The sequence below is a fragment of the Neisseria sp. 74A18 genome (assembly GCF_001308005.1).
Lineage (GTDB): Bacteria > Pseudomonadota > Gammaproteobacteria > Burkholderiales > Neisseriaceae > Neisseria > Neisseria dumasiana.
This window is the reverse complement of sequence record NZ_LGZA01000008.1, coordinates 30,361-50,503: the sequence shown is the minus strand read 5'-3', so window position 1 is coordinate 50,503 and position 20,143 is coordinate 30,361. Positions and strand designations below refer to the sequence as shown.

The 20,143-nt window shown below is 51.9% G+C and carries 17 protein-coding genes and 1 pseudogene; 9 read left to right on the top strand and 9 right to left on the bottom strand.

The genetic code is table 11. The annotated features are described in order from the left end of the window. The first annotated feature begins 104 nt into the window (after window positions 1–104). On the top strand, window positions 105–764 hold the full coding sequence (locus AKG43_RS04295; RefSeq protein WP_054599341.1) for an OmpA family protein: 660 nt from the start codon (window positions 105–107) through the stop codon (window positions 762–764). 3 nt (window positions 765–767) lie between these two features. Here AKG43_RS04295 and AKG43_RS13180 read toward each other — a convergent pair. The 3 genes and pseudogenes from AKG43_RS13180 to moaC all read right to left on the bottom strand — a co-directional run. Continuing rightward, a pseudogene (locus AKG43_RS13180) lies at window positions 768–953 on the bottom strand (signal peptidase); the annotation flags it as partial. A 50-nt stretch (window positions 954–1,003) separates the two neighbouring features. Then, the gene (locus tag AKG43_RS04290) at window positions 1,004–1,768 is read right to left on the bottom strand and encodes a HesA/MoeB/ThiF family protein (RefSeq protein ID WP_054599340.1); all 765 of its coding nucleotides are present in this window, start codon (window positions 1,766–1,768) and stop codon (window positions 1,004–1,006) included. A 7-nt stretch (window positions 1,769–1,775) separates the two neighbouring features. Further along, the gene (moaC, locus tag AKG43_RS04285; protein ID WP_054599339.1) at window positions 1,776–2,276 is read right to left on the bottom strand and encodes a cyclic pyranopterin monophosphate synthase MoaC; all 501 of its coding nucleotides are present in this window, start codon (window positions 2,274–2,276) and stop codon (window positions 1,776–1,778) included. Window positions 2,277–2,682: 406 nt separating this feature from the next. On the opposite strand from moaC, the gene ppc reads away from it, so the two are divergent. Beyond that, on the top strand, window positions 2,683–5,385 hold the full coding sequence (ppc, locus tag AKG43_RS04280) for a phosphoenolpyruvate carboxylase (protein WP_054599338.1): 2,703 nt from the start codon (window positions 2,683–2,685) through the stop codon (window positions 5,383–5,385). A 434-nt stretch (window positions 5,386–5,819) separates the two neighbouring features. Here the strand turns inward: ppc and AKG43_RS04275 are convergent, their stop codons facing one another. Further along, on the bottom strand, window positions 5,820–6,557 hold the full coding sequence (locus tag AKG43_RS04275) for an inositol monophosphatase family protein (RefSeq protein ID WP_369799565.1): 738 nt from the start codon (window positions 6,555–6,557) through the stop codon (window positions 5,820–5,822). 132 nt (window positions 6,558–6,689) lie between these two features. Here AKG43_RS04275 and AKG43_RS04270 point away from each other — a divergent pair, with 132 nt between their 5' ends. After that, window positions 6,690–7,415 carry a 16S rRNA (uracil(1498)-N(3))-methyltransferase gene (locus AKG43_RS04270; protein WP_054599336.1) on the top strand — a complete coding sequence of 242 codons (726 nt, stop codon included), beginning with the start codon at window positions 6,690–6,692 and terminating at the stop codon, window positions 7,413–7,415. Window positions 7,416–7,598: 183 nt separating this feature from the next. Here AKG43_RS04270 and AKG43_RS04265 read toward each other — a convergent pair whose 3' ends face one another. Next, window positions 7,599–8,063, bottom strand: coding sequence for an Lrp/AsnC ligand binding domain-containing protein (locus AKG43_RS04265; RefSeq protein ID WP_082402971.1), 465 nt, complete (start codon window positions 8,061–8,063; stop codon window positions 7,599–7,601). Between the two features lie 172 nt (window positions 8,064–8,235). Between AKG43_RS04265 and AKG43_RS04260 the strand changes: the two genes are divergently transcribed. The 4 genes from AKG43_RS04260 to AKG43_RS04245 all read left to right on the top strand — a co-directional run bounded on the left by AKG43_RS04260 (window position 8,236) and on the right by AKG43_RS04245 (window position 12,845). Next, window positions 8,236–9,492: a D-amino acid dehydrogenase gene (locus AKG43_RS04260; protein WP_054599334.1), complete on the top strand. Its 1,257-nt coding sequence runs from the start codon at window positions 8,236–8,238 to the stop codon at window positions 9,490–9,492. 212 nt (window positions 9,493–9,704) lie between these two features. Beyond that, a complete protein-coding gene (locus tag AKG43_RS04255; protein WP_054599333.1) occupies window positions 9,705–10,871 on the top strand; it encodes a hypothetical protein in 1,167 nt (388 codons plus the stop codon). Window positions 10,872–10,935: 64 nt separating this feature from the next. Further along, entirely contained in the window at window positions 10,936–11,799 is an 864-nt protein-coding gene (locus AKG43_RS04250; RefSeq protein WP_231718103.1) for a hypothetical protein, read from the top strand. A gap of 116 nt (window positions 11,800–11,915) precedes the next feature. Beyond that, window positions 11,916–12,845: a hypothetical protein gene (locus tag AKG43_RS04245; protein ID WP_082402968.1), complete on the top strand. Its 930-nt coding sequence runs from the start codon at window positions 11,916–11,918 to the stop codon at window positions 12,843–12,845. 193 nt (window positions 12,846–13,038) lie between these two features. On the opposite strand, the gene AKG43_RS04240 is transcribed toward AKG43_RS04245, so the two are convergent. After that, window positions 13,039–14,157, bottom strand: a complete 1,119-nt coding sequence (locus tag AKG43_RS04240; protein WP_054599331.1) for an endonuclease/exonuclease/phosphatase family protein — start codon at window positions 14,155–14,157, stop codon at window positions 13,039–13,041. 225 nt (window positions 14,158–14,382) lie between these two features. Here AKG43_RS04240 and AKG43_RS13175 point away from each other — a divergent pair, with 225 nt between their 5' ends. Then, window positions 14,383–14,580 (top strand): lipoprotein signal peptidase, encoded by a 198-nt coding sequence (locus AKG43_RS13175; RefSeq protein WP_231718106.1) that lies wholly within the window; start codon window positions 14,383–14,385, stop codon window positions 14,578–14,580. A 79-nt stretch (window positions 14,581–14,659) separates the two neighbouring features. On the opposite strand, the gene gcvP is transcribed toward AKG43_RS13175, so the two are convergent. Continuing rightward, window positions 14,660–17,503: an aminomethyl-transferring glycine dehydrogenase gene (gene gcvP / locus AKG43_RS04235; RefSeq protein WP_054599330.1), complete on the bottom strand. Its 2,844-nt coding sequence runs from the start codon at window positions 17,501–17,503 to the stop codon at window positions 14,660–14,662. A 223-nt stretch (window positions 17,504–17,726) separates the two neighbouring features. On the opposite strand from gcvP, the gene AKG43_RS04230 reads away from it, so the two are divergent. Further along, window positions 17,727–18,566 (top strand): class I SAM-dependent methyltransferase, encoded by an 840-nt coding sequence (locus AKG43_RS04230; RefSeq protein ID WP_054599365.1) that lies wholly within the window; start codon window positions 17,727–17,729, stop codon window positions 18,564–18,566. 87 nt (window positions 18,567–18,653) lie between these two features. Here AKG43_RS04230 and AKG43_RS04225 read toward each other — a convergent pair whose 3' ends face one another. Beyond that, on the bottom strand, window positions 18,654–18,890 hold the full coding sequence (locus AKG43_RS04225) for a hypothetical protein (protein ID WP_054599329.1): 237 nt from the start codon (window positions 18,888–18,890) through the stop codon (window positions 18,654–18,656). A gap of 84 nt (window positions 18,891–18,974) precedes the next feature. Then, entirely contained in the window at window positions 18,975–20,009 is a 1,035-nt protein-coding gene (gene purM / locus AKG43_RS04220) for a phosphoribosylformylglycinamidine cyclo-ligase (RefSeq protein WP_054599328.1), read from the bottom strand. Between the last annotated feature and the right edge of the window lie 134 nt (window positions 20,010–20,143).

Genomic DNA, 20,143 nt, shown 5'->3' with positions numbered 1-20,143 from the left:
TAATTCTGTATGTTAAATTTTATTTTGTAGGGATTGGGTGCTTTCTTGATGCGGATTTTTGAGTATAATCCGTCCTTATTTCATCTATTCAAAGGAAAATAAAAATGTCGGATAACGATGATCACAAAGAACAGCGCATCGGTTTGTGGGTTGCCGGCGGTGCTTCTGCGCTGGCTGTGTTGTCTATTTTGTTCTATGCCGTTTGGGGTTGGGAGAACGGTAAAATAGAGGGATCTCCGGGATACGGAATAGCAGCTTCCGATGTGGCGGTTGCGGTTCCTGCTTCAGCTGCGGTTCAGACGGCCCCTGCGGTTGGCGTTGCTCCGGTGGCAGCGGTTTCGGAACCGGAAGTTGCGGTTGCGGCTTCTGCTGTGGAACAAACTTCGGTAGCCGAGCAGATTTTGGCTGCTTCCGACACGGCTGAAATGGTGGCAGACGGTGCTCAAGCGGTGGTGGAAAACGGCGTAGTGAAATTTTATTTTGCTACGGGTAAAGCCGATTTGGCGGCAAATGCTGCCGATGCTTTGAAAGATGTGCTTGCCGGTGCGAAAGAGGGCAAGAAAGCGGTGATTTCAGGCTTTCATGATGTAACGGGCAATAAGAAGCTGAATGAAGAGCTGTCTAAAAAACGTGCGTTTGCGGTGCGTGATGCTTTGTTACATTTGGGTGTGCCCGAAGCGCAAATAGAGTTGCGTAAGCCCGAAAATGCGACGGGTAGCGGCAATAATGCCGAAGCGCGTCGTGTAGAAGTGGTTTTGGAATAATATAGGCCGAGACCTTTGCAAAACCCCCAGATGTGGATGCAGTTCAAGGCGTAGCAGCACAGCGAGTGCAGACATATCATATAGATAGGCAAACGAGCGAGCAGCGCACAACGCAGAAATGCGCCGCAGATGGGGGTTTTGCAAAGGTCTCAGGCCGACGAATATTGGCGTATAAGCGTGAAACAACAAAGCCCGGAATATATTTCCGGGCTTTGTTGTTTTCAGACGGCCTGATGGATTCAAGGTTGTTGGGATGGTTGATTTGAAGCGCAGACGCGGCAGTGCGGATTTTTTGCCAATTCAAACTGTTGCCATTCGCTGCGCAAGGCATCGTAAACAGAAAGCGTACCGTGGCTTGGGCTGCCGATGCCGGCTAAAATTTTCAGGGCTTCTGCGGCTTGTGCGGTGCCGATAATGCCGACAAGCGGGGAGAATACGCCGAATACGGCACACGCTCCGTCATCGGCGTGTTTGCCGTCAAACAGGCAGGCATAGCAGGGGGAGTCGGTCAGGTCGGGGCGGTACACGGCGAGCTGGCCTTCGAAGCGCACGGCAGCGCCGGAAACCAACGGAGTGCGGGTGGCGACGGATGCTCTGTTTACGGCTTGACGGGTGGTAAAGTTGTCGCAGCAGTCGATTGCAATGGAAACGCCCGCCATCAAGTCTGTTAACCGTTCTTCGGTGAGCTGTTCGTTAAACGCGCTGATACGGATGCGGCTGTTGATGTTTTTCAGACGGCCTGCCATCACTTCGGCTTTGTTTAAACCGATGTCGGCTTCGGTGAAGGTGATTTGGCGTTGGAGGTTGGTGCTGTCGATGGTGTCGTGGTCGGCTATTATCAAATGCCCCACGCCGGCGGCGGCCAGATAAGGCAAAACCGCCGCGCCCAAGCCGCCACAGCCGACCACCAATGCCGAGGCATCGAGCAGTTTTTGCTGGCCTTCGATGCCGATTTCTTCAAGCAGGATGTGGCGGCTGTAACGCAGCAGGTCGCGGTCGTCCATATCGGTTTTAATAGTTGAGGTTTTCTAAGTTGTTGTCGAAAACGAAATTACCGCTCTTGCCGCCGGATTTTTCTTCGAGGTGGATTTGTGAAATCACCATGTTTTTATCGACGGCTTTGAGCATGTCGTAAATGGTGAGCAGGGAAATATTGACGGCGGTAAGAGCTTCCATTTCCACGCCGGTTTTGCCTTCGGTGCTGGCGGTTACGGTGGTTTTAACGCGGGCAAGTTGGAGGTCGACATCGAAGTCGATGCGCACATGGGTCAGGGCGACGGGATGGCACAAAGGAATCAGAAAGCCGGTTTGTTTGGAAGCCTGTATGCCTGCTACGCGGGCGATGCCCAAAACGTCGCCTTTGTTGGCGGCGCCGTTGGCAATCAGCTGGATGGCTTCGCGGCTCATGTTGATGTAGCCGCTGGCTTTGGCAACGCGTTTGGTAGGGGCTTTTTCGCCGATGTCCACCATGTGGGCTTCGTTGTTTTCGTTGAAGTGGGTTAAGTCGATCATGATCGTTTCCTGAATGTGCTGAGGGTAAAAAATACAGGCTCTGTCGCATCTCGGGCGTGTTGTCCTGTGCCGGTGAGGCCGTCTGAAAAAAAACACGCCGGCATGCCTGCTATTTTAAGTGATTTTTACAAAGCCGACTATGGTGAACAATATATTGATGTATCAATATGTTCAATGAAACAACAATATGGGCATTGGCAAAACTAAGGTTCCGATGTGTTGAAAAAAGCGGTTGCAAGAAGCTTTGACAAACATTTAACTCATTTTTATATGCAGTGGGCATTTTAAGCTGGTTGGCAACATGCTTTTAATCCAGTTACTTTTTACTGGATTGCTAACAATTATGGTTTCTTTCCGAACCTTGCTATAAAATTCCCGCACCTTTAAATATCGAGAGAGAAACACCATGCGGCTTGACATTCTGAGTAATCCCAAAGACGAACCGTTGGCGGCCGATGCGGAGTTTTTAACGCAATCGTTGTTTAAACTGCTGCATAACGAAACCACCGAAATCGTTTTAAACACGGTTAAGCAATTGGCCGAGTCCGACGACAGCAGCGCAATTATCGAAGAAGTTCTGCCCAAACTTAGCGAACGCCAAACCCAAAACCTGATTTTGGCGTGCGGGCTGTTTTCGCAAATGCTGAATATTGCCGAAGACGTGCATCACGAACGCCGCCGTTTGGCGCACGAACACGCGGGCAGCAGCGCCGCTTCCGGCAGCGTGGCCGATACGGTGCGCAAACTGAAAGCGCATCAGATCAGCAGCGAAGCCTTGCAAAAGCAGCTCGACCAAACCCACATCGCTGCCGTATTGACAGCACATCCGACCGAAGTACAGCGTCAGGCCACCTTAAACTTTCACCGCCGCATCCGCACGCTTTTGCCCCGCTACGAACGTTGCAACAGTGCGGAAGAGCTGGAAGAGTTGCAAAGAGAAGTGGATGCGACCTTGCTGGCTTTATGGCAAACCAGCGAAACCCGCCATTTCAAAGTAACCGTTAAAAACGAAATCAACAACGGCGTATCTATTTTTCCGCTGAGCTTTTTTCACGCGTTGCCGAAACTCTACCGCAGCATGGAAAAAGAATTTCAGACGGCCTATCCCGATATCCGCATTCCCGATATTCTGCAGATCGGCGGTTGGATTGGCGGCGACCGCGACGGCAATCCTTTCGTGTCTGCCGAAACTTTGCGCCATGCGTTCAAACAGCATGCCGATACGGTGTTCCATTATTACCGCCGCCAGTTGGCCGAGCTGTATCACGACTTGCCGCTTTCTATACGGCGCGTGAACGTAAGCGACGAAGTATTGGCACTTTCGGCTTTGTCGCCCGATACCGAAATTGCCCACGAAGAAGAACCCTACCGCCGCGCCATTGCTTATATTATGTCGCGCCTGATTGCACGCGGGCATGAAATCGGTTTGACTTTGGGCTGTAAATTCGGCTTGGGCAAGCCTTACCGCAATGTCGAAGAATTTATTGCCGACTTGAACGCCATGCGGCAGTCTTTGCGCGACAACGGCAGTGCCATGCTGGCCGATGCACGTTTGGCCGACATTATCCGCACCGCTTCCGTGTTCGGCTTTTACATGATGCCGCTCGATTTGCGCCAGCACGCGGCCAAACATGCCGAAGTGGTGGCCGAACTGTTCCGTCATGCCGGCTTGGAGGATTACGCCGGCCTTTCCGAGGCCGAAAAGCAAAATGTTCTACTGCGCGAACTGCACAACCAACGCCCCTTGTACAGCCCCTACATAGATTACAGCGAGCATACCTGCCACGAACTGGCCATTTTTCACGAAGCGCGTAAAGTCAAAAACGAATTGGGCGAAAAAGCCATCAACCAAAGCATCATTTCCAACTGCGAACAGCCCAGCGACCTGTTGGCTTTAGCCGTTTTGTTACAGGAAACCGGCCTGCTGGTGTTGGAAAACGGCAAGCCCGTGAGCCGTATCAACATCGTGCCGCTGTTTGAAACCATCGAAGCACTCGAAAACGCCTGTGCCGTAATGGATACCCTGTTCAACCTGCCGTGGTATCGCGATCTGCTCGCCAGCCGCGACAATATTCAGGAAATCATGCTCGGCTATTCCGACAGCAATAAAGACGGCGGTTATGTAACCAGCTCTTGGGGTTTGTATCAGGCCGAACAAGGCTTGGTAGAACTTTTCAGACGGCACGGCATCAGAATGCGCCTGTTCCACGGTCGCGGCGGCAGCGTCGGCCGTGGCGGCGGCCCGTCTTACCAAGCCATATTGGCGCAGCCCGAAGGCAGCGTTGGCGGACAAATCCGTATTACCGAACAGGGCGAAGTGATTACCGCCAAATATGCCGATGCAGGCAACGCCCACCGCAACTTGGAAACCTTAGTAGCAGCCACCCTTGAAGCCAGCCTGCTGCCGCAACACCAAGACCCCGACAGCACGCTGATGCAGGCATTGTCCGACAGCGCCTTCAAACACTACCGCGCCCTGATTACCTGCGACGGCTTTATCGACTACTTCCTGCAAACCAGCCCGATTCAAGAGATTGCCACCCTCAACTTGGGCAGCCGCCCAGCCAGCCGCAAAACATTGGCACGCATTCAAGATTTGCGTGCGATTCCGTGGGTGTTTTCGTGGACGCAAAACCGCCTGATGCTGCCTGCGTGGTACGGCTTCGGCAGCGCGGTGGAAGAATTGTGCCAAGCCGATTCAGGCCGTCTGAAAGACTTGCAGCAGCATGCACAAAACAATCCGTTTTTCCAAACCATGCTGTCGAACATGGAGCAGGTGATGGCGAAAACCGATTTGACGCTGGCCGAAAACTACGCAGGTTTGAGCCGGTCGCCCGAACGAGCCGCCGAGATTTTCGCCATGATCAAGCAAGAATACCTCAAGAGCCGCCAAGCACTGATGGATATTCTGCAAACCGAAGAGCTGCTCAGCGACAACCGCAGCCTCGCCCGCTCGCTGGCCTTGAGGATTCCCTACCTCAACGCACTGGGCGGCTTGCAGATAGCTTTGCTCAAACGCCTGCGCCAAGACCCTGAAAATGCCCACTTGCTGCAAATGGTGCACCTGACCATTAACGGCGTGGCACAGGGATTGCGTAACACGGGTTAACGCCAAAGGCCGTCTGAAAAATATTTTTTCAGACGGCCTTTTAGGTTTGTTTTGGGAACAGCCGGCAGCAAAAGCATACCGGCTGTTTTTTTGCCGTGTTTATAAATCAAATACGCAAAATAATTATGTAAATAAAATATTAATAGAATATCGGCATGATTGAATCGCTGATTTTTTTAAGCCATATAAGGCATAAAAAACGCAAAATGCGGGCAAAAAAAACCATTCATACCAAGGGAGAAGTATGAATGGTCAATACATTGCGGGAAAACGTCTTACTGTCTTGGGTCGCCTCAAGGGAGAAAAGGCAACCGCTGCCAGTGCTTTGCATTCTAAACCCAGTTAGCTTTAAATGGGGTTAATCTGTGCAATTATTTTCATTTTTTACGTTCAGTGTTGTTTGTTTGCAAATGGCATAAATAAATTCCAAGTGATTATTGGTTTTCGCGTATCCATTTCAGCCATTTTTCAAACAAATCCGTTTGCAGGCCGGCAATAACCGATCGTTTGAACACATGCTCGCCGCTCCAAAAATCATCGCCTTCCAGCGTGGCCAAGCTGCCGCCCGCTTCTTCAAAAATTAACGCACCGGCAGCGTAATCCCACAATTTTTGACCGCCGTGAACATAAATATCGTAGCGGCCGGCGGCAAGATAACACCAATCAAGCGTGCTGCTGCCCATGCTGCGCAGGCTGCCGAACGGCGCGAGCGTGTTCATGCGGCTGGAGAGCTTGCCGGAACGCAGGTATTTGATTTCCACACCTGCAATGGCTTCGTGCAGCTGCTTGTCAACATGGCGCAAGGGCAGGGGGCGGCCGTTGAGATAAGCGCCTTTTTGGTGTTCGGCGTAAAAACATTCGTCGCTGACGGGGTTGTACACCACGCCGAGTTGGGCGCGGCCGTTGCGGATATAGGCGCACGAAAGCGCGAAATGGGGCAGGCCGTTGATGAAATTGTTGGTGCCGTCGATAGGATCGACCACCCACAGCCCGTCGCGGTTGTACTGCCATAATTCTTGCTGGCGGCGGGGCGTCATTTCTTCGCCGAGCATGGGGCAGTCGATGATTTCGGGCAGTTTAGCCGCAAATGCCGCCTGTGCCGCCAAATCCGCTTCCGTGAGCAGCGAGCCGTCGGCTTTGCGGCTGATGCTGACATCTAAAAAGCGGGGCATTACTTCGGCACGCGCCACTTCGCGCACCAGCACATGCAGTTTGTCTAACACAATGAATCGTCCTTAAATACTTGCTATTTCGGCCTGAAAACGACAATATTAACTTTTTTCTGCCAACGACACCAACCCCGTATGCCGCGCTTTTACGTCCCTTTTGCTTTGCACACCGGCCAAACCGTTGATTTGCCCGACAATGTGGTGCGCCATTTAAATGTGCTGCGCACCCGCATTCATGAAGAAATTGTTTTATTTAACGGAAACGGCAAAGCGTATCCCTCCCGACTGAGTATTTTGGAAAAACGTCGTGCCGAGGCGGAAATTTTGCGCGAAGAGGCTGCCGACAACGAATCTCCGCTGCGGATTACGCTGGTGCAGGCGGTTTCAAGCGGCGAGCGCATGGATTTTACTTTGCAGAAAAGCGTGGAATTGGGCGTAACCGAAATACGGCCTGTGTTGAGCGAACGCTGTGTGGTGCGCTTGAGCGGCGAACGTGCCGACAAGCGTGCCGCGCGTTGGCAGGATATTGTGGTTTCGGCTTGCGAACAAAGCGGCAGAAACAGCGTGCCGCAAGTGCTGCCGCTGCAAAACTACCGCGATGCGCTGGCCGCGCTGCCCGACGACGGTACACGTTTATTGATGAGCCTGAACCGCGCCTCGGCATTGAAAGATATTGCGCCGCCTCCGCGCCATGTGGTGCTGATGATCGGCCCCGAAGGCGGTTGGACGGCGGCGGAAGAGCAACAGGCTTTTGATGCGGGGTTTCGTTCGATAACCTTAGGGCCGCGGGTATTGCGCACGGAAACGGCTTCGTTGGCAGCGATTGCGGCCATGCAGGTATTGTGGGGCGATTTTGCTTGATATTGCGCTTGCGAATGGATAGGGCTGCCGAAATGAGTCAGGCCGTCTGAAAGTACTTTTTCAGACGGCCTCCGGTTTGTGTAGGGCATTGGGTGCATGACATGAAAAGTGTCTTGGAAAATCCGGCGTAAGCATGGGTGAACAGGTTTGCGACCGGATATGCGGTTGAGGCCGTCTGAAAACTCAATCTAAGGCCAGCAACACATCTTCTTTCACTTCTTCCATCACCACATAGCTGCGGCTTTCGGCGGCGGCAGGCAGTTGCAGCAGGATATTGCCGAGCATGTCGCGGTAGGCCGACATATCGGGCAGGCGCACTTTGATTAAATAGTCGTATTCGCCCGACACCAAATGGCATTCCAAAATTTGCGGAATCATCGACACTTCGCGGCGGAAGTCTTCAAAAATATTGCCCGATTTCGAGCGCAGTTTGATTTCCACAAACACCAACAGGCTTTGCCCCAAAGCGTGCGGGTTGAGGTGGGCGTGGTAGCCGGTGATGATGTTTTCACGTTCCAAACGGCGCACGCGCTCGGTTACGGGCGTGGTGGACAGGCCGACTTTTTCAGCCAATTCCGTCATCGGAATGCGGGCGTTTTGTTGCAGGATTTTTAAAATTTTGCTGTCGGTTTTATCCAGTTCTTTCATCAAATTATTCACTATATCCATTCAAATTATCATAATAATAATCTTTTTTACGGCTTAAATAAAGTGAATAAAACTGTTAATAATTATTTAGACTTGAAAATACTCTACGGATAAAATCGGCGGCTTTATAGCCGTTTTGCGTCAGCACCGAAAGGATGAAAAGAGAAAAACTATGCACGTTATCGTATTGGGCGCAGGCGTGGCGGGCGTGTGCACGGCTTGGTATTTGTTGGAAGCAGGCTGCAAAGTAACGGTTATCGACCGGGCGGAAGGAGCGGCCATGGAAACCAGCTTTGGCAATGCCGGCCAGCTTTCCTACGGCTACACCACCCCATGGGCGGCGCCGGGCATCCCCGCAAAAGCAGCGAAATGGCTGTTTAAAAAGCATTCGCCGCTGATTTTCAAACCCGACGGCAGCCTGTTTCAACTGCAATGGCTGCGGCAGATGCTGGCGAACTGTAATGCGGCCAGCTACCACATCAATAAAGAGCGCATGGTGCGGATTTCAGAATACAGCCGCGAAATGTTCCGTCGTTTGGAAGCCCAAACCGGCATCGGTTTTGAAGGGCGGAGCAAAGGCACATTGCAGATTTTCCGCAGCCAGCACGAAGTAGAAGCCGCCGCCAAAGACATTGAAGTGCTCGAAGCATACGGTGTGCCTTACCAAAGGATCAAAGCCGAAGAGTGTCTGCAATACGAGCCTGCTTTGAAGGGCGCTCTGCACAAAATCGCCGGCGCGCTGCATCTGCCGAACGACGCCACCGGCGACTGCCATCTCTTTACCCGCACGCTCGCCGCCATGTGCGCCGAAAAAGGCGTGGAGTTTAAGTTTAACCACACCATCGAGCGCATCGAACATTCAGACGGCCTCATCAAGGCTGTTCACGCAGGCGGGCAGCGTTTCGAAGCCGACCGCTATGTGTGCGCACTCGGCAGCTTCAGCCGCCCCGCATTAACCGAATTGGGGCTGGATTTGCCAGTTTATCCCGTTAAAGGTTACTCGCTCACCATCCCCATCATCGACAGCGACGCTGCGCCCGTTTCTACCATTATCGACGAAACCTACAAAGTGGCGATTACCCGTTTCGATCAACGCATCCGCGTCGGCGGCATGGCAGAGTTGTCGGGATACGCCATTCATTTAAATCCCGAACGCCGCGAAACTTTGGAACTCGTGGTTAAAGACTTATATCCGCACGGCGGCGATTTGAACAAAGCAACGTTCTGGAGCGGCCTGCGCCCGATGACACCCGACAGCACGCCGATTGTCGGCGCTACCCGCTTCGGCAACCTCTTTACCAACACCGGCCATGGCACGCTGGGCTGGACGATGTCGCTCGGCTCGGCAAAAATCGCCGCCGATTTGGTGTGCGGCAAAGCTACCGAAGTGCGCAGCGATGATTTGGGTTTGAGCCGTTACCGGAAATAAATATAGTGAATAAACTTAAAAAAATAGTATGTTTGTCATAACCGATCTTGTCCCGAGCATATTAAGTTCCGCTAATCTTAGGAGATGCTTGGGTCAAACCTGAATATGACAAAACTGTTATTGAAATTAAGTAATTTAACTGTATATGGTATGTTTGCATTCTTTCAAATATCGGTCGGCAATAAAAATCACAGCGCAGAGGATTAACGATTATGTCGCAATGTTATAAAACAAATACCACGTCGCAATCGCAGCAAAAATTATGTTTCGGATGCCAAAATGCATGGGCTGAGGCACAGTTTGAAGCACTCAACCGTATGAAAAGCGCAGAAAGAGAAACTTATCTGGTTTGGTTTTCCCCTCAAGGGGTGGTGAAACGCCAAGGACGCTACAAAATTAAAAGCCATTATGCCCAACGTGCTTACGATATTGCTGCCGTATATGCCAAGATGTATTTGGGCGCAGGCGAGTTTCAACAGTTTCCGTTGTTGAAAAAACACCCTGGCCTGTTTTACTGGATGGGGCTGGCTGCCTTTGCCAGTAAAACGGTGGGATGCTCTTTAGAAAATCCGTGGGTGAAAGATCCCGGAAAACAAGTGAAGCGGCATATAGACACGCTGAAACATAAATCCAAAGTTCCATTACCTACTTCTGTAAATATGGTTACTTTACCCGTTCCGACTTTGGTTGAAGTATTCTCCTCAATGGACAAGATGCTGGGCAAAGGCAATATTTGGCTGTTTTTAGACGTGATGCCTTGGCATTATGTTTATGCCCAAGATAAAGAAACCTTCAAACTGTGCAGGGCGGAAAGGGCATATGCGAAGTTGCCGGAGGTGATGCGGGAAGATTTGGAAAGGGTGGACGGTTTTAAGGAAACCGTCGGCAATAAATCAATGGATTTTTCTGATTCCGGAAAGCAGTATATCTTAGAATCGTTTCAGGCTTTGGATAATGCGCTTAAGAAAAGTCGCGCTCAAGATATAGCTGCTGCAAAACTGGAACATTTAATGCTTTTAGCCTACCACGAGCAAGAAATCATTTTGCAAAAAATCATGTATAACAGTTTTGTTTTTAAAAAATATCTGGAAGTTTCACGTTATTTGGAAAAAAAACACCCCGACCTTTACCGCGAGATGCCGCAAAATGAACTGCATTTGGTAGCAAGCTGTAAGATTAAGCGGGGACAGGAGCGTTTTTTGTCCGCTGCGCCGAAAGGGATTGTGTTGGAGAATTTGAATCAACGGATGAGATGGATTGCTGATGCAGCCACACAATACCATGACTTAATGCAAAGAGAACAAGATAAAATCTTTTTAGAAGAACAATTGCGTATTTTGGCTAATGGCAAACGAGCAGATGGAAAAGAACATGCCTAAATATTTTTTATATTTAATTTCATTAATAATGACTATCATATTTTTATTAGGAGCGTGCAAACCTATGCAGCAACAACCCCAAAAAGATACCCTGCCTGAAACCGTGTCGATAACCCTGCCGGAATCTGCCCAACATTTTGCCAACCGTTTTACCGGTTATATCGATGACGAATCTCCGGGAGAACCGTATTCTTTAACCCGTTACTCGGCTACGTTCGCACCTGAAAAAACGGCTTTATTTGAACACGGTAAGTATTCATTCAAGTTGCCTTATGTGGGTTCGGTTACAGCTCATGAATATAATCAGGAACCTTTTTTGGGCATACACAAATTAATCATTTATGCCGATCTAGGTAAAACCAGCAACATTAGCGATGAAGAAGCCAGACAAAACTTTTACCGTTTGGTCAAGCAGATGCATCAGGCGGGGTGGAGGGATTTGATTTCTCCCGTGGATTCCCGAATTCAGATGAACCGTAAAAATGCCGCTGCTTTTTTCGGGATGGAAGACGGTTATTTTAGGGTAAAACCAATTACCGGTATTCCAACTACGATTGAGCTTACTCCGGCCGAGTGGAAACAATTGTCTCATTTGTCGAATATCGGCACTTTGTATGCAGACGGTGTGGTGGTGAGTTTGCGATTGGGTAAAGACAATGACGAACAATACCGCGATAAATACGGCAACGGTCAATACGCGCTTATGGTAACGATTGAAGCTTATTGGAATCAAGTCCGTATGGATGCACAGGAAGAATTCGGTAAGCCTACTTTTAATGATGCCGTAAAAAAGAAATACCAAACCTACGCGATGATTAGGAAATTAGAAGAAGATAAAGCCCGGGCGCAAGGGTTTGAAATCGACGAAAGCTATCAAGACCCGCCGATTCCGCCGTTGATTGAGTTGCCGCGCGACGGATCGCGTTAAATACAGTAAGGCCGTCTGAAAAAAGATTGAACAGTTTCAGACGGCCTCTTGTTAAATCTTATCTGTTTCCTTGCTTTCAAATATCAGCCGGCAGATAAATGCCAATGCACACGACCATGTTTAAAAAGATATTGATTTGTTTGTTAACGATGACGGTAGGTTTGCTGGGAGCGTGCAAACCTATGCAGCAAGAACCGCAAAAAGATACCCTGCCTGAAACCGTGTCGATAACCCTGCCGGAATCTGCCCAACATTTTGCCAACCGTTTTACCGGTTATATCGATGACGAATCTCCGGGAGAACCGTATTCTTTAACCCGTTACTCGGCTACGTTCGCACCTGAAAAAACGGCTTTATTTGAACACGGTAAGTATTCATTCAAGTTGCCTTATGTGGGTTCGGTTACAGCTCATGAATATAATCAGGAACCTTTTTTGGGCATACACAAATTAATCATTTATGCCGATCTAGGTAAAACCAGCAACATTAGCGATGAAGAAGCCAGACAAAACTTTTACCGTTTGATCAGGCAGATGCATCAGGCGGGGTGGAGGGATTTGATTTACCGCAGTGAGCCTAGAATTAAGCGCAACCGTAAAAATGCGGCTGCTTTTTTTGAAATTGAAGACGGCTGGCTAAATGAAAAATGGACTTCCGGTATTCCGACTACTATTGAATTGACAGCGGAAGAATGGAAAAAACTTCCGCACCGTGCCAGATTGGGAGACTTATATGCGGATGGCGTGATAGTAAGCTTTTCTTTGGGTAAAGATGATTCCGAGCAATATCGCGATAAATATGGAAACGGTCAGTATGCGCTGGAAGTTACGATTGAGGCATATTGGAATCAAGTCCGTTTGAATGCACAGGAACAGTTCGGTAAGCCTACATACAATGATGCTTTAAATAAACAATTCAAAAGCTATGCCATATACCGGAAAATGGATGAAGATAAAGCCCGGGCGCAAGGGTTTGAAATCGACGAAAGCTATCAAGACCCGCCGATTCCGCCGTTGATTGAGTTACCGCGCGACGGATCGCGTTAAATACAGTAAGGCCGTCTGAAAAGATTTTGAGTATATTTTCAGACGGCCTCTTGTTGAATGTTATGGTGAATGAATTAAAAAATAGCATATCCGCTATGCTCGGGTGAAGTACGAGTATAACCGTATCGTTATTGTAATTACGTCGATTACTTACTTGTTATTTACATATGCACCGTATTTGTTCATAGGTCGGTTATTTACCGTTTTCCGTATATTTCTCGGCGACTACTTCTTTAATCGGTTCCGCTTCGGCGATTTTTTCACGCGCTTCTTGTTTTTCTTCCCTATCCGGGGCTTCTTTTTCCTGCACGGCTTCGGCGGCGGGGGCGAATTGGAATTTGCCGTATACGGGGAAGTGGTCGGAGCCGATGGCGGGCAGCACTTCGATGCGGCTCATCATGAAATCGCTGCTGTGGAAAATGTGGTCGAGCGGCCAGCGCAGGAGTGGGTAGCCGGCGTGGAAGGTGCTGTACATGCCGCGGCCTTTGCGGGGGTCGAGCAGGCCGCTGATTTGTTGGAACAGCCGCGAGGTACGCGACCATGCTACGTCGTTTAGGTCGCCGAACACGAGCACGGAATGGTTGTTTTTGGCGATTTCTTTGCCGACGAGCAGCAGTTCGGCATCGCGGTCGGTGGAGGTGTCGGCTTCGGTGGGGCTGGGCGGCATGGGGTGCAGGCAGTAGATGCGTATCCATTCGCCGGAGCGCAGTTGCAGCTCGGCGGCAATCGAGGGGATGTCTTCGGCAACCCAATGGCGGATTTCGACGTTTTGCAGGGGCAGGCGGCTGTATAGGTGCATGCCGTATAGGTTGTCGAGCGGGATTTTTACGGTGTAGGTGTAGTCGAGTTCGTGTTCGAGCGGGGCGAGTTGTTGTTCCCACCAGTCGTCGCTTTCCAAAGTGAGCACGACGTCGGGTTGATATTGGCGTACTTGGTTGAGCAGCAGGTCGGCTCGGCGGTTGTGGGTGAGCACGTTGCCGGTAATCAGTGAGATGGTGCGGTCGTTGTCGTCGCCTTTGTACTGGAGCACTTCGGGTTTGCTCAGGCGGGTGTAGGCGGCGATTTCTTTGAGCTGGTAGGCGAAGCAGGCGAGGTTGAGGATTTCAAAGGCGATGAAGAGCGGATGTTCGTGCTGCTGCCAAAGAATGTTCAGCACCACGCACAACAGGCTTACTGCGGCTATCTGCGGACGGGGAAAGTCGAAGATGCGGAACGTCCAATGGCTGTGGTTGATTAAAGGGAGCAGGGTGGCCAAAATCGGCAACAGCAGCAAGGCAAACAGCAGCCAGTCGGTAAGATCAAATGCGGACATAATATAAAAAGCGGGAAAGAAATGGTGTATCGGGTGGATATTAACGAAAGCCTTGTGATGCTGCAAACCTGTATCGGAAATAATCTGCTTGGGATTGGTGTTTGAGGCCGTCTGAAAGCCTGAAAAAGTTTGGTTTCAGACGGCCTCAAGCCTTTGTGCAACCGGCAATGGTTCTTAACTATCCGCATCAAAAGCCAAACCTAGGGGAGGATTGCATATCTTCCCCTGCGCAAGCCGTTATGTAGATTGAGACCTTTGCAAAACCCCCGTCTGCGGCGCATTTCTGCGTTGTGCGCTGCTCGCTCGTTTGCCTATCTATATGATATGTCTGCACTCGCTGTGCTGCTACGCCTTGAACTGCATCCACATCTGGGGGTTTTGCAAAGGTCTCAGATTATTTTGTCAAAGTGCCGACCTTATTGAAAAACAACAGCCGAAGCGCGCTTCAAACACGCTTCGGCTGTTTCACGCTGATTCATCAGCTTATCCGCCGATTGTCGGTTTACTCTTCATACGCGCTCATCGGCGGGCAAGAGCAGACCAAGTTTCGGTCGCCGTACACATCGTCCACGCGGTTGACGCTCGGCCAGAATTTGTTTTCGCGCACATACGGCAGCGGGAACACGGCTTCTTCGCGGGTGTAGGCACGGTTCCATTCTCCGGCTACGTTAAACGCGGTGTGCGGGGCGTTTACCAGCGGGTTGTCGTCTTTCGGCCATACGCCGTTTTGTACTTTCAGCACTTCCTGTTTGATGGACTTCAGCGCGGCGATGAAGCGGTCGAGTTCGGCTTTGCTTTCGCTTTCGGTCGGCTCGATCATCAATGTGCCGGCCACGGGGAACGATACGGTGGGGGCGTGGAAGCCGTAGTCCATCAGGCGTTTGGCGATGTCGGTTTCGGTGATGCCGCTTTCGGCTTTAAGCGGACGCAAATCGACGATACATTCGTGCGCGACGCGGCCGTTTTTGCCGGTGTAGAGAATCGGGTAATCCGCGCTCAATTCTTTGGCCACATAGTTGGCGTTCAGCAATGCCCATTGGGTGGCCTGCTCCATGCCGGTTTTGCCCATCATGGTGATGTACATCCAAGTAATCGGCAGGATGCTGGCGGAGCCGTAAGGCGCGGCGGATACGGCACTCATGCCGTCGGTTGCGCCTTCCACCGGCGATACGGTGTGGCTCGGGGCGAACGGGGCGAGATGCGCTTTCAAGCCGATGGGACCCATACCGGGGCCGCCGCCGCCGTGCGGGATGCAGAAGGTTTTGTGCAGGTTCATGTGCAGCACGTCCGCGCCCACTTCGGCGGGCTGCATGATGCCGATTTGGGCGTTCATGTTTGCGCCGTCCATATACACTTGGCCGCCGTGGTCGTGGATGATTTTGCAGATGTCGCGGATGCCTTCTTCATACACGCCGTGGGTGGAAGGATAGGTAATCATCAGCGCACCCAAGTTTTGTTGATGTTCGGCAGCTTTGGCTTTCAAGTCTTCGATATCGACGTTGCCTTTTTCATCGGTTTTCACGACCACCACTTTCATGCCCAGCATTTGTGCGGTGGCGGGGTTGGTGCCGTGTGCGGATTGGGGAATCAGGCACACGTCGCGGTTAGGCTGGCCGTTGGCTTCGTGATAGCGGCGGATAGACAGCAAGCCGGTGTATTCGCCTTGTGCGCCGGAGTTCGGCTGGATGGAAATCGCGTCAAATCCGGTGATGGCTTTGAGCTGCTCCTGCAAATCGGTGAGCATCTGCATGTAGCCCGCTACTTGGTCGCGCGGGGCGAACGGGTGGATGCTGCTGAACTCGGGCCATGTAATCGGCAGCATTTCGCTGGTGGCATTCAACTTCATGGTGCAGCTGCCGAGCGAAATCATGCTGCGGTTCATTGCCAAGTCGCGCTCTTCCAGCTTTTTCAGGTAGCGCAGCATTTCGTGTTCGGTGTGGTAGCTGTTGAACACGGGGTGTTGCAGGATGGCGTCTTTTCTCAACAGGCCGTCTGAAAGTTTGCTCGAGGCTTTTTCAGACAGGCATTGTGCTTTGCCGGTGAAGAGTTCCACCAGCTTGGCAAAATCGTCGGCGGAAGTTTCTTCGTGGAACGCCACGGCCAATACGTTGTCGTTCACTTGGCGCAGGTTGTAGCCCGCGTTTAAGGCGGCTTGATAAATCTCTTTGGCTTTCGCGCCGCAATCTACGGCCACGGTGTCGAAGAACACTTCATGCAGCACTTTGAGGCCGTCTGAAACCACCGCATCGGCAAACGCCGCCGCCAGCGCATGAATGCGCTTGGCAATGCGTTTCACCCCTTCGGGGCCGTGGTAAACGGCGTACATGCCCGCCAAGTTGGCCAGCAGAGCCTGCGCGGTACAAATGTTGGAAGTCGCCTTTTCGCGGCGGATGTGCTGCTCGCGGGTCGATAAGGCCATGCGCAGCGCGGGTTTGCCCGAAGCGTCTTTCGATACGCCGATGATGCGGCCCGGCGCCGAGCGTTTGAATTCGTCTTTAAACGCAAAGTAAGCCGCGTGCGGGCCGCCGAAGCCCATCGGCACGCCGAAACGCTGGGTGTTGCCCAAAGCAATGTCCGCGCCTAAAGAAGCGGGCGATTTCAGCAACACCAAGCTCATCACGTCGGCCGCCACCGCTACAATCACGCCTTTTTCTTTCAGACGGCCTATCACGGCTTCCAAATCACGCACATCGCCGTCTTTGCCGACATATTGGAACAGCGCGCCGAAGAAATCGCCTTCGGAGGCCGTCTGAAAATCGCCCACCACCAATTCAAAGCCGAAATATTTGGCACGGGTTTTCATCACGTCGAGCGTTTGCGGATACACACGCTCGTCCACAAAGAAACGGTTGGATTTCGACTTGCTCACCCGTTTGGCCATCGCCACCGCTTCGGCCGCCGCCGTTGCTTCGTCCAACAGCGACGCGCCCGCCACGTCAAAGCCGGTGAGGTCGATACACATTTGCTGGAAGTTCAGCAAAGCCTGCAAACGGCCTTGCGCCACTTCCGACTGATAAGGCGTATAAGCCGTGTACCAGCCCGGGTTTTCCAGCACATTGCGCAAAATCACATTCGGCAGGCGGGTCGGGTAATAGCCCAAGCCGATATAGCTTTTGTTCACCTTGTTTTTCGCCGCCACACCTTTGAGCTTCGCCAACGCATCGGCCTCGCTCAAGGCCTCGGGCAGGTTGAGTTCGGACGGCATGCGGATGCTTTGCGGCACGGTGTTGTCGATAAAACTTTCCATGCTGCTTTCGCCGAGGGCTTCCAGCAAAGCCGCTTCGTCTTTAAAGCTGATGTGGCGTGATGCAAATTCGTTTCGGTTGAACAAGTCGTTGAAGTTCATGATTTTTCCTTTGTATTCAATGCAAGGCGGCAGCATCGGGCAGTGCCACCCAAACGCAGGCTATTGTAAACGCTTTTTCGGGTGGCGGGGGCGGGTTAAGGGTATTTAAGAGTATTAAAAGATTGCCCGAAGGTGCGGGAGTACGGCGGGAATGCGTGAGGCCGTCTGAAACGGGTATGTGCTATGATTGAGAATAATTCCTATTAAGGTGGAGGGCATGCTGATGAACGGTAAAATTTCTCCCGATAAAGTCGGCGCTTTATCGGAAACCATGCTGATTACGCTGTGGGCGAAAGCGGTAGAAAACGACCGCGCCGATGCGCTGCTGCGGGACGAGGCGGCCGCACGCATGATGAAGCAGATCGACTACGATTTCAGCACGTTTGCCGGAGCGAAGATGTCGCAGCCCGGCTGCTGCGGGCGAGCCGCTTTGATGGATAATGAAATCAAAGGCTTTTTGGCCAAACACCCCGATGCCGTGGTCGTGCAGCTCGGCGCGGGGCTGGATGCGCGTTTTGAGCGTTTGGGCAAACCCGCCGTTACCGCTTGGTATGATTTGGATTTGCCCGAAGTGATTGAACTGCGCCGACAACTGCTGCCCGAAGACGGCAATCATTATTTGGCTGCGTCGATGTTTGATGAAAGCTGGATGGACACGGTAGCGGCGCACGGCAAGCCCGTTTTGCTGGTGTTGGAAGGGGTGCTGATGTATTTCGACGTGGTGGAAGTGCAGGCGCTGTTTGCCAAACTGTCGCACAAGCTGCCGGGCGTGGTCGTGGTATTCGATATCGTGCCGGTGTTTGCGGTCGGTAGAGCGAAGCACCATGATGCGTTGGGGAAAATGAATCAAGGCAGCGAACGCCCCGAATTCAAATGGTCGGTGGTTGATGCAGGTGAGATGGAAAAGTGGCTGCCCGGCTTGCGTGTCGAACATGTGGCTTATTTAAGCGATTGCTGCGGCCACCGCTATCCGTGGATCGCCCGCTTGTTTTACCGTACCCGTTGGGGTAAGCGGAATTTAGACCAACGGATTGTGCGTATTGCGTTGGGAGAGGCCGTCTGAAAAGCTGAGACGGGGTTTTAGCGGAACCCGCACGGCTTGTTTTAGCGAAGCTCGCAAAGCCCGCTTTCAGACGGCATCAGATAGAGATTATTTGAAATTCAAACGTTTAGACCACGTTTTCACAAACTCGGTCAGCTCGGCCACGCTTTCGGGTTTCAGCATCGGGCGGGCTTGTTTGGCGAGTGTTTTGGCTTCCTGCAGATTGATTTCGCCTGCGCGGTAGCGTGCCCAATGGGTTTGAACGTAGTCGGACATTTCCTGCTGATGCGTTTCCTGCGTGTGTTTGAGGATGAATTTTAAGGCTTGTTTTTCGATGATGTTCATGGGGTTGAATGGCTTTGATTTGAAGGCAAGGCCGTCTGAAAATGTTTTTTCAGACGGCCTCCGTTTAGTGAAGTAAGCCTGATGTTAGGCCACTTGGGTTTGATGTTCGTCACCGTTGCGTTCGCGGATTTCGCCCAAACGGTAAACGGTTTCGCCTTGTTCGGCCAAGAATTTCTGCACCGCGTCGGCATCTTCTTTGGCGATGATGACCACCATGCCGATGCCGCAGTTGAAGGTGCGGTACATTTCCTGTTGTGCCACGTTGCCCGCTTGTTGCAGCCATTGGAACAGCTTGGGCATTTCCCATGCGTTGGCGTCGATTTGGGCAACGGTGTTTTCGGGCAGCACGCGCGGTACGTTTTCGGTGATGCCGCCGCCGGTGATGTGCGCCATGCCTTTGATGGTGAACTGTTTCAGCGCGGCGAGAATCGGTTTTACATACAGGCGGGTGGGCGCGATGATGGCTTGGCGCAGGGTTTTGCTGCCGTCGAACGGTGCGTCCAAATCGGGCTGGTCGCGCTCGATGATTTTGCGTACCAATGAATAGCCGTTGGAATGTGCGCCGTTGGAAGCCAAGCCCAGCACCACGTCGCCGGGCACGATGCTGCGGCCGTTGATCACTTGGTCTTTTTCCACCACGCCCACGGCGAAGCCGGCCAAGTCGTATTCGCCTTCGGGATACATGCCGGGCATTTCGGCGGTTTCGCCGCCGATGAGGGCGCAGCCGGATTCTTCGCAGCCTTGGGCGATGCCTTTAATCACATCGGTGGCGCGGGCGACATCGAGTTTGCCGCAGGCGAAGTAGTCGAGAAAAAACAGCGGCTCTGCGCCTTGCACCAGAATGTCGTTCACGCTCATGGCCACGAGGTCGATGCCCACGGTGTCGTGTTTGTCCCAATCGAAAGCCAGTTTCAGTTTGGTGCCAACGCCGTCGGTGCCGGAAACGAGCACGGGGTTTTGGTATTTTTGGCCGATTTCCACCAGTGCGCCGAAGCCGCCCAAATCGCCCAATACTTCGGGGCGCATGGTGCGTTTGGCAAAAGGTTTGATGTTTTCAACGAGTTGGTCGCCTGCGTCGATATCTACGCCTGCGTCGCGGTAGCTCAATGAATCGCTCATGTTTCGGGCTTTCTGTAAGGGTAAAAATCGCCGCTATTTTACCTGAATTTGCAGAATCATGGTTTGCGGCAGGCAAATAATTTCAGACGGCCTGAGACCTTTGCCAAACCCGCAAATAGGGCAGAGGCTCCGAT

Coding starts and splice junctions, on each gene's coding strand:
- AKG43_RS04260 (WP_054599334.1), top strand. CDS start 8,236: ATGCACGTTATCGTATTGGGCGCAGGCGTGGCGGGCGTGTGCACGGCT.
- AKG43_RS04265 (WP_082402971.1), bottom strand. CDS start 8,063: ATGAAAGAACTGGATAAAACCGACAGCAAAATTTTAAAAATCCTGCAA.
- AKG43_RS04230 (WP_054599365.1), top strand. CDS start 17,727: ATGAACGGTAAAATTTCTCCCGATAAAGTCGGCGCTTTATCGGAAACC.
- AKG43_RS04295 (WP_054599341.1), top strand. CDS start 105: ATGTCGGATAACGATGATCACAAAGAACAGCGCATCGGTTTGTGGGTT.
- AKG43_RS04290 (WP_054599340.1), bottom strand. CDS start 1,768: ATGGACGACCGCGACCTGCTGCGTTACAGCCGCCACATCCTGCTTGAA.
- AKG43_RS04225 (WP_054599329.1), bottom strand. CDS start 18,890: ATGAACATCATCGAAAAACAAGCCTTAAAATTCATCCTCAAACACACG.
- ppc (WP_054599338.1), top strand. CDS start 2,683: ATGCGGCTTGACATTCTGAGTAATCCCAAAGACGAACCGTTGGCGGCC.
- AKG43_RS04250 (WP_231718103.1), top strand. CDS start 10,936: ATGCAGCAACAACCCCAAAAAGATACCCTGCCTGAAACCGTGTCGATA.
- purM (WP_054599328.1), bottom strand. CDS start 20,009: ATGAGCGATTCATTGAGCTACCGCGACGCAGGCGTAGATATCGACGCA.
- AKG43_RS04245 (WP_082402968.1), top strand. CDS start 11,916: ATGTTTAAAAAGATATTGATTTGTTTGTTAACGATGACGGTAGGTTTG.
- AKG43_RS04270 (WP_054599336.1), top strand. CDS start 6,690: ATGCCGCGCTTTTACGTCCCTTTTGCTTTGCACACCGGCCAAACCGTT.
- AKG43_RS04240 (WP_054599331.1), bottom strand. CDS start 14,157: ATGTCCGCATTTGATCTTACCGACTGGCTGCTGTTTGCCTTGCTGCTG.
- AKG43_RS04255 (WP_054599333.1), top strand. CDS start 9,705: ATGTCGCAATGTTATAAAACAAATACCACGTCGCAATCGCAGCAAAAA.
- moaC (WP_054599339.1), bottom strand. CDS start 2,276: ATGATCGACTTAACCCACTTCAACGAAAACAACGAAGCCCACATGGTG.
- gcvP (WP_054599330.1), bottom strand. CDS start 17,503: ATGAACTTCAACGACTTGTTCAACCGAAACGAATTTGCATCACGCCAC.
- AKG43_RS04275 (WP_369799565.1), bottom strand. CDS start 6,557: ATGCCCCGCTTTTTAGATGTCAGCATCAGCCGCAAAGCCGACGGCTCG.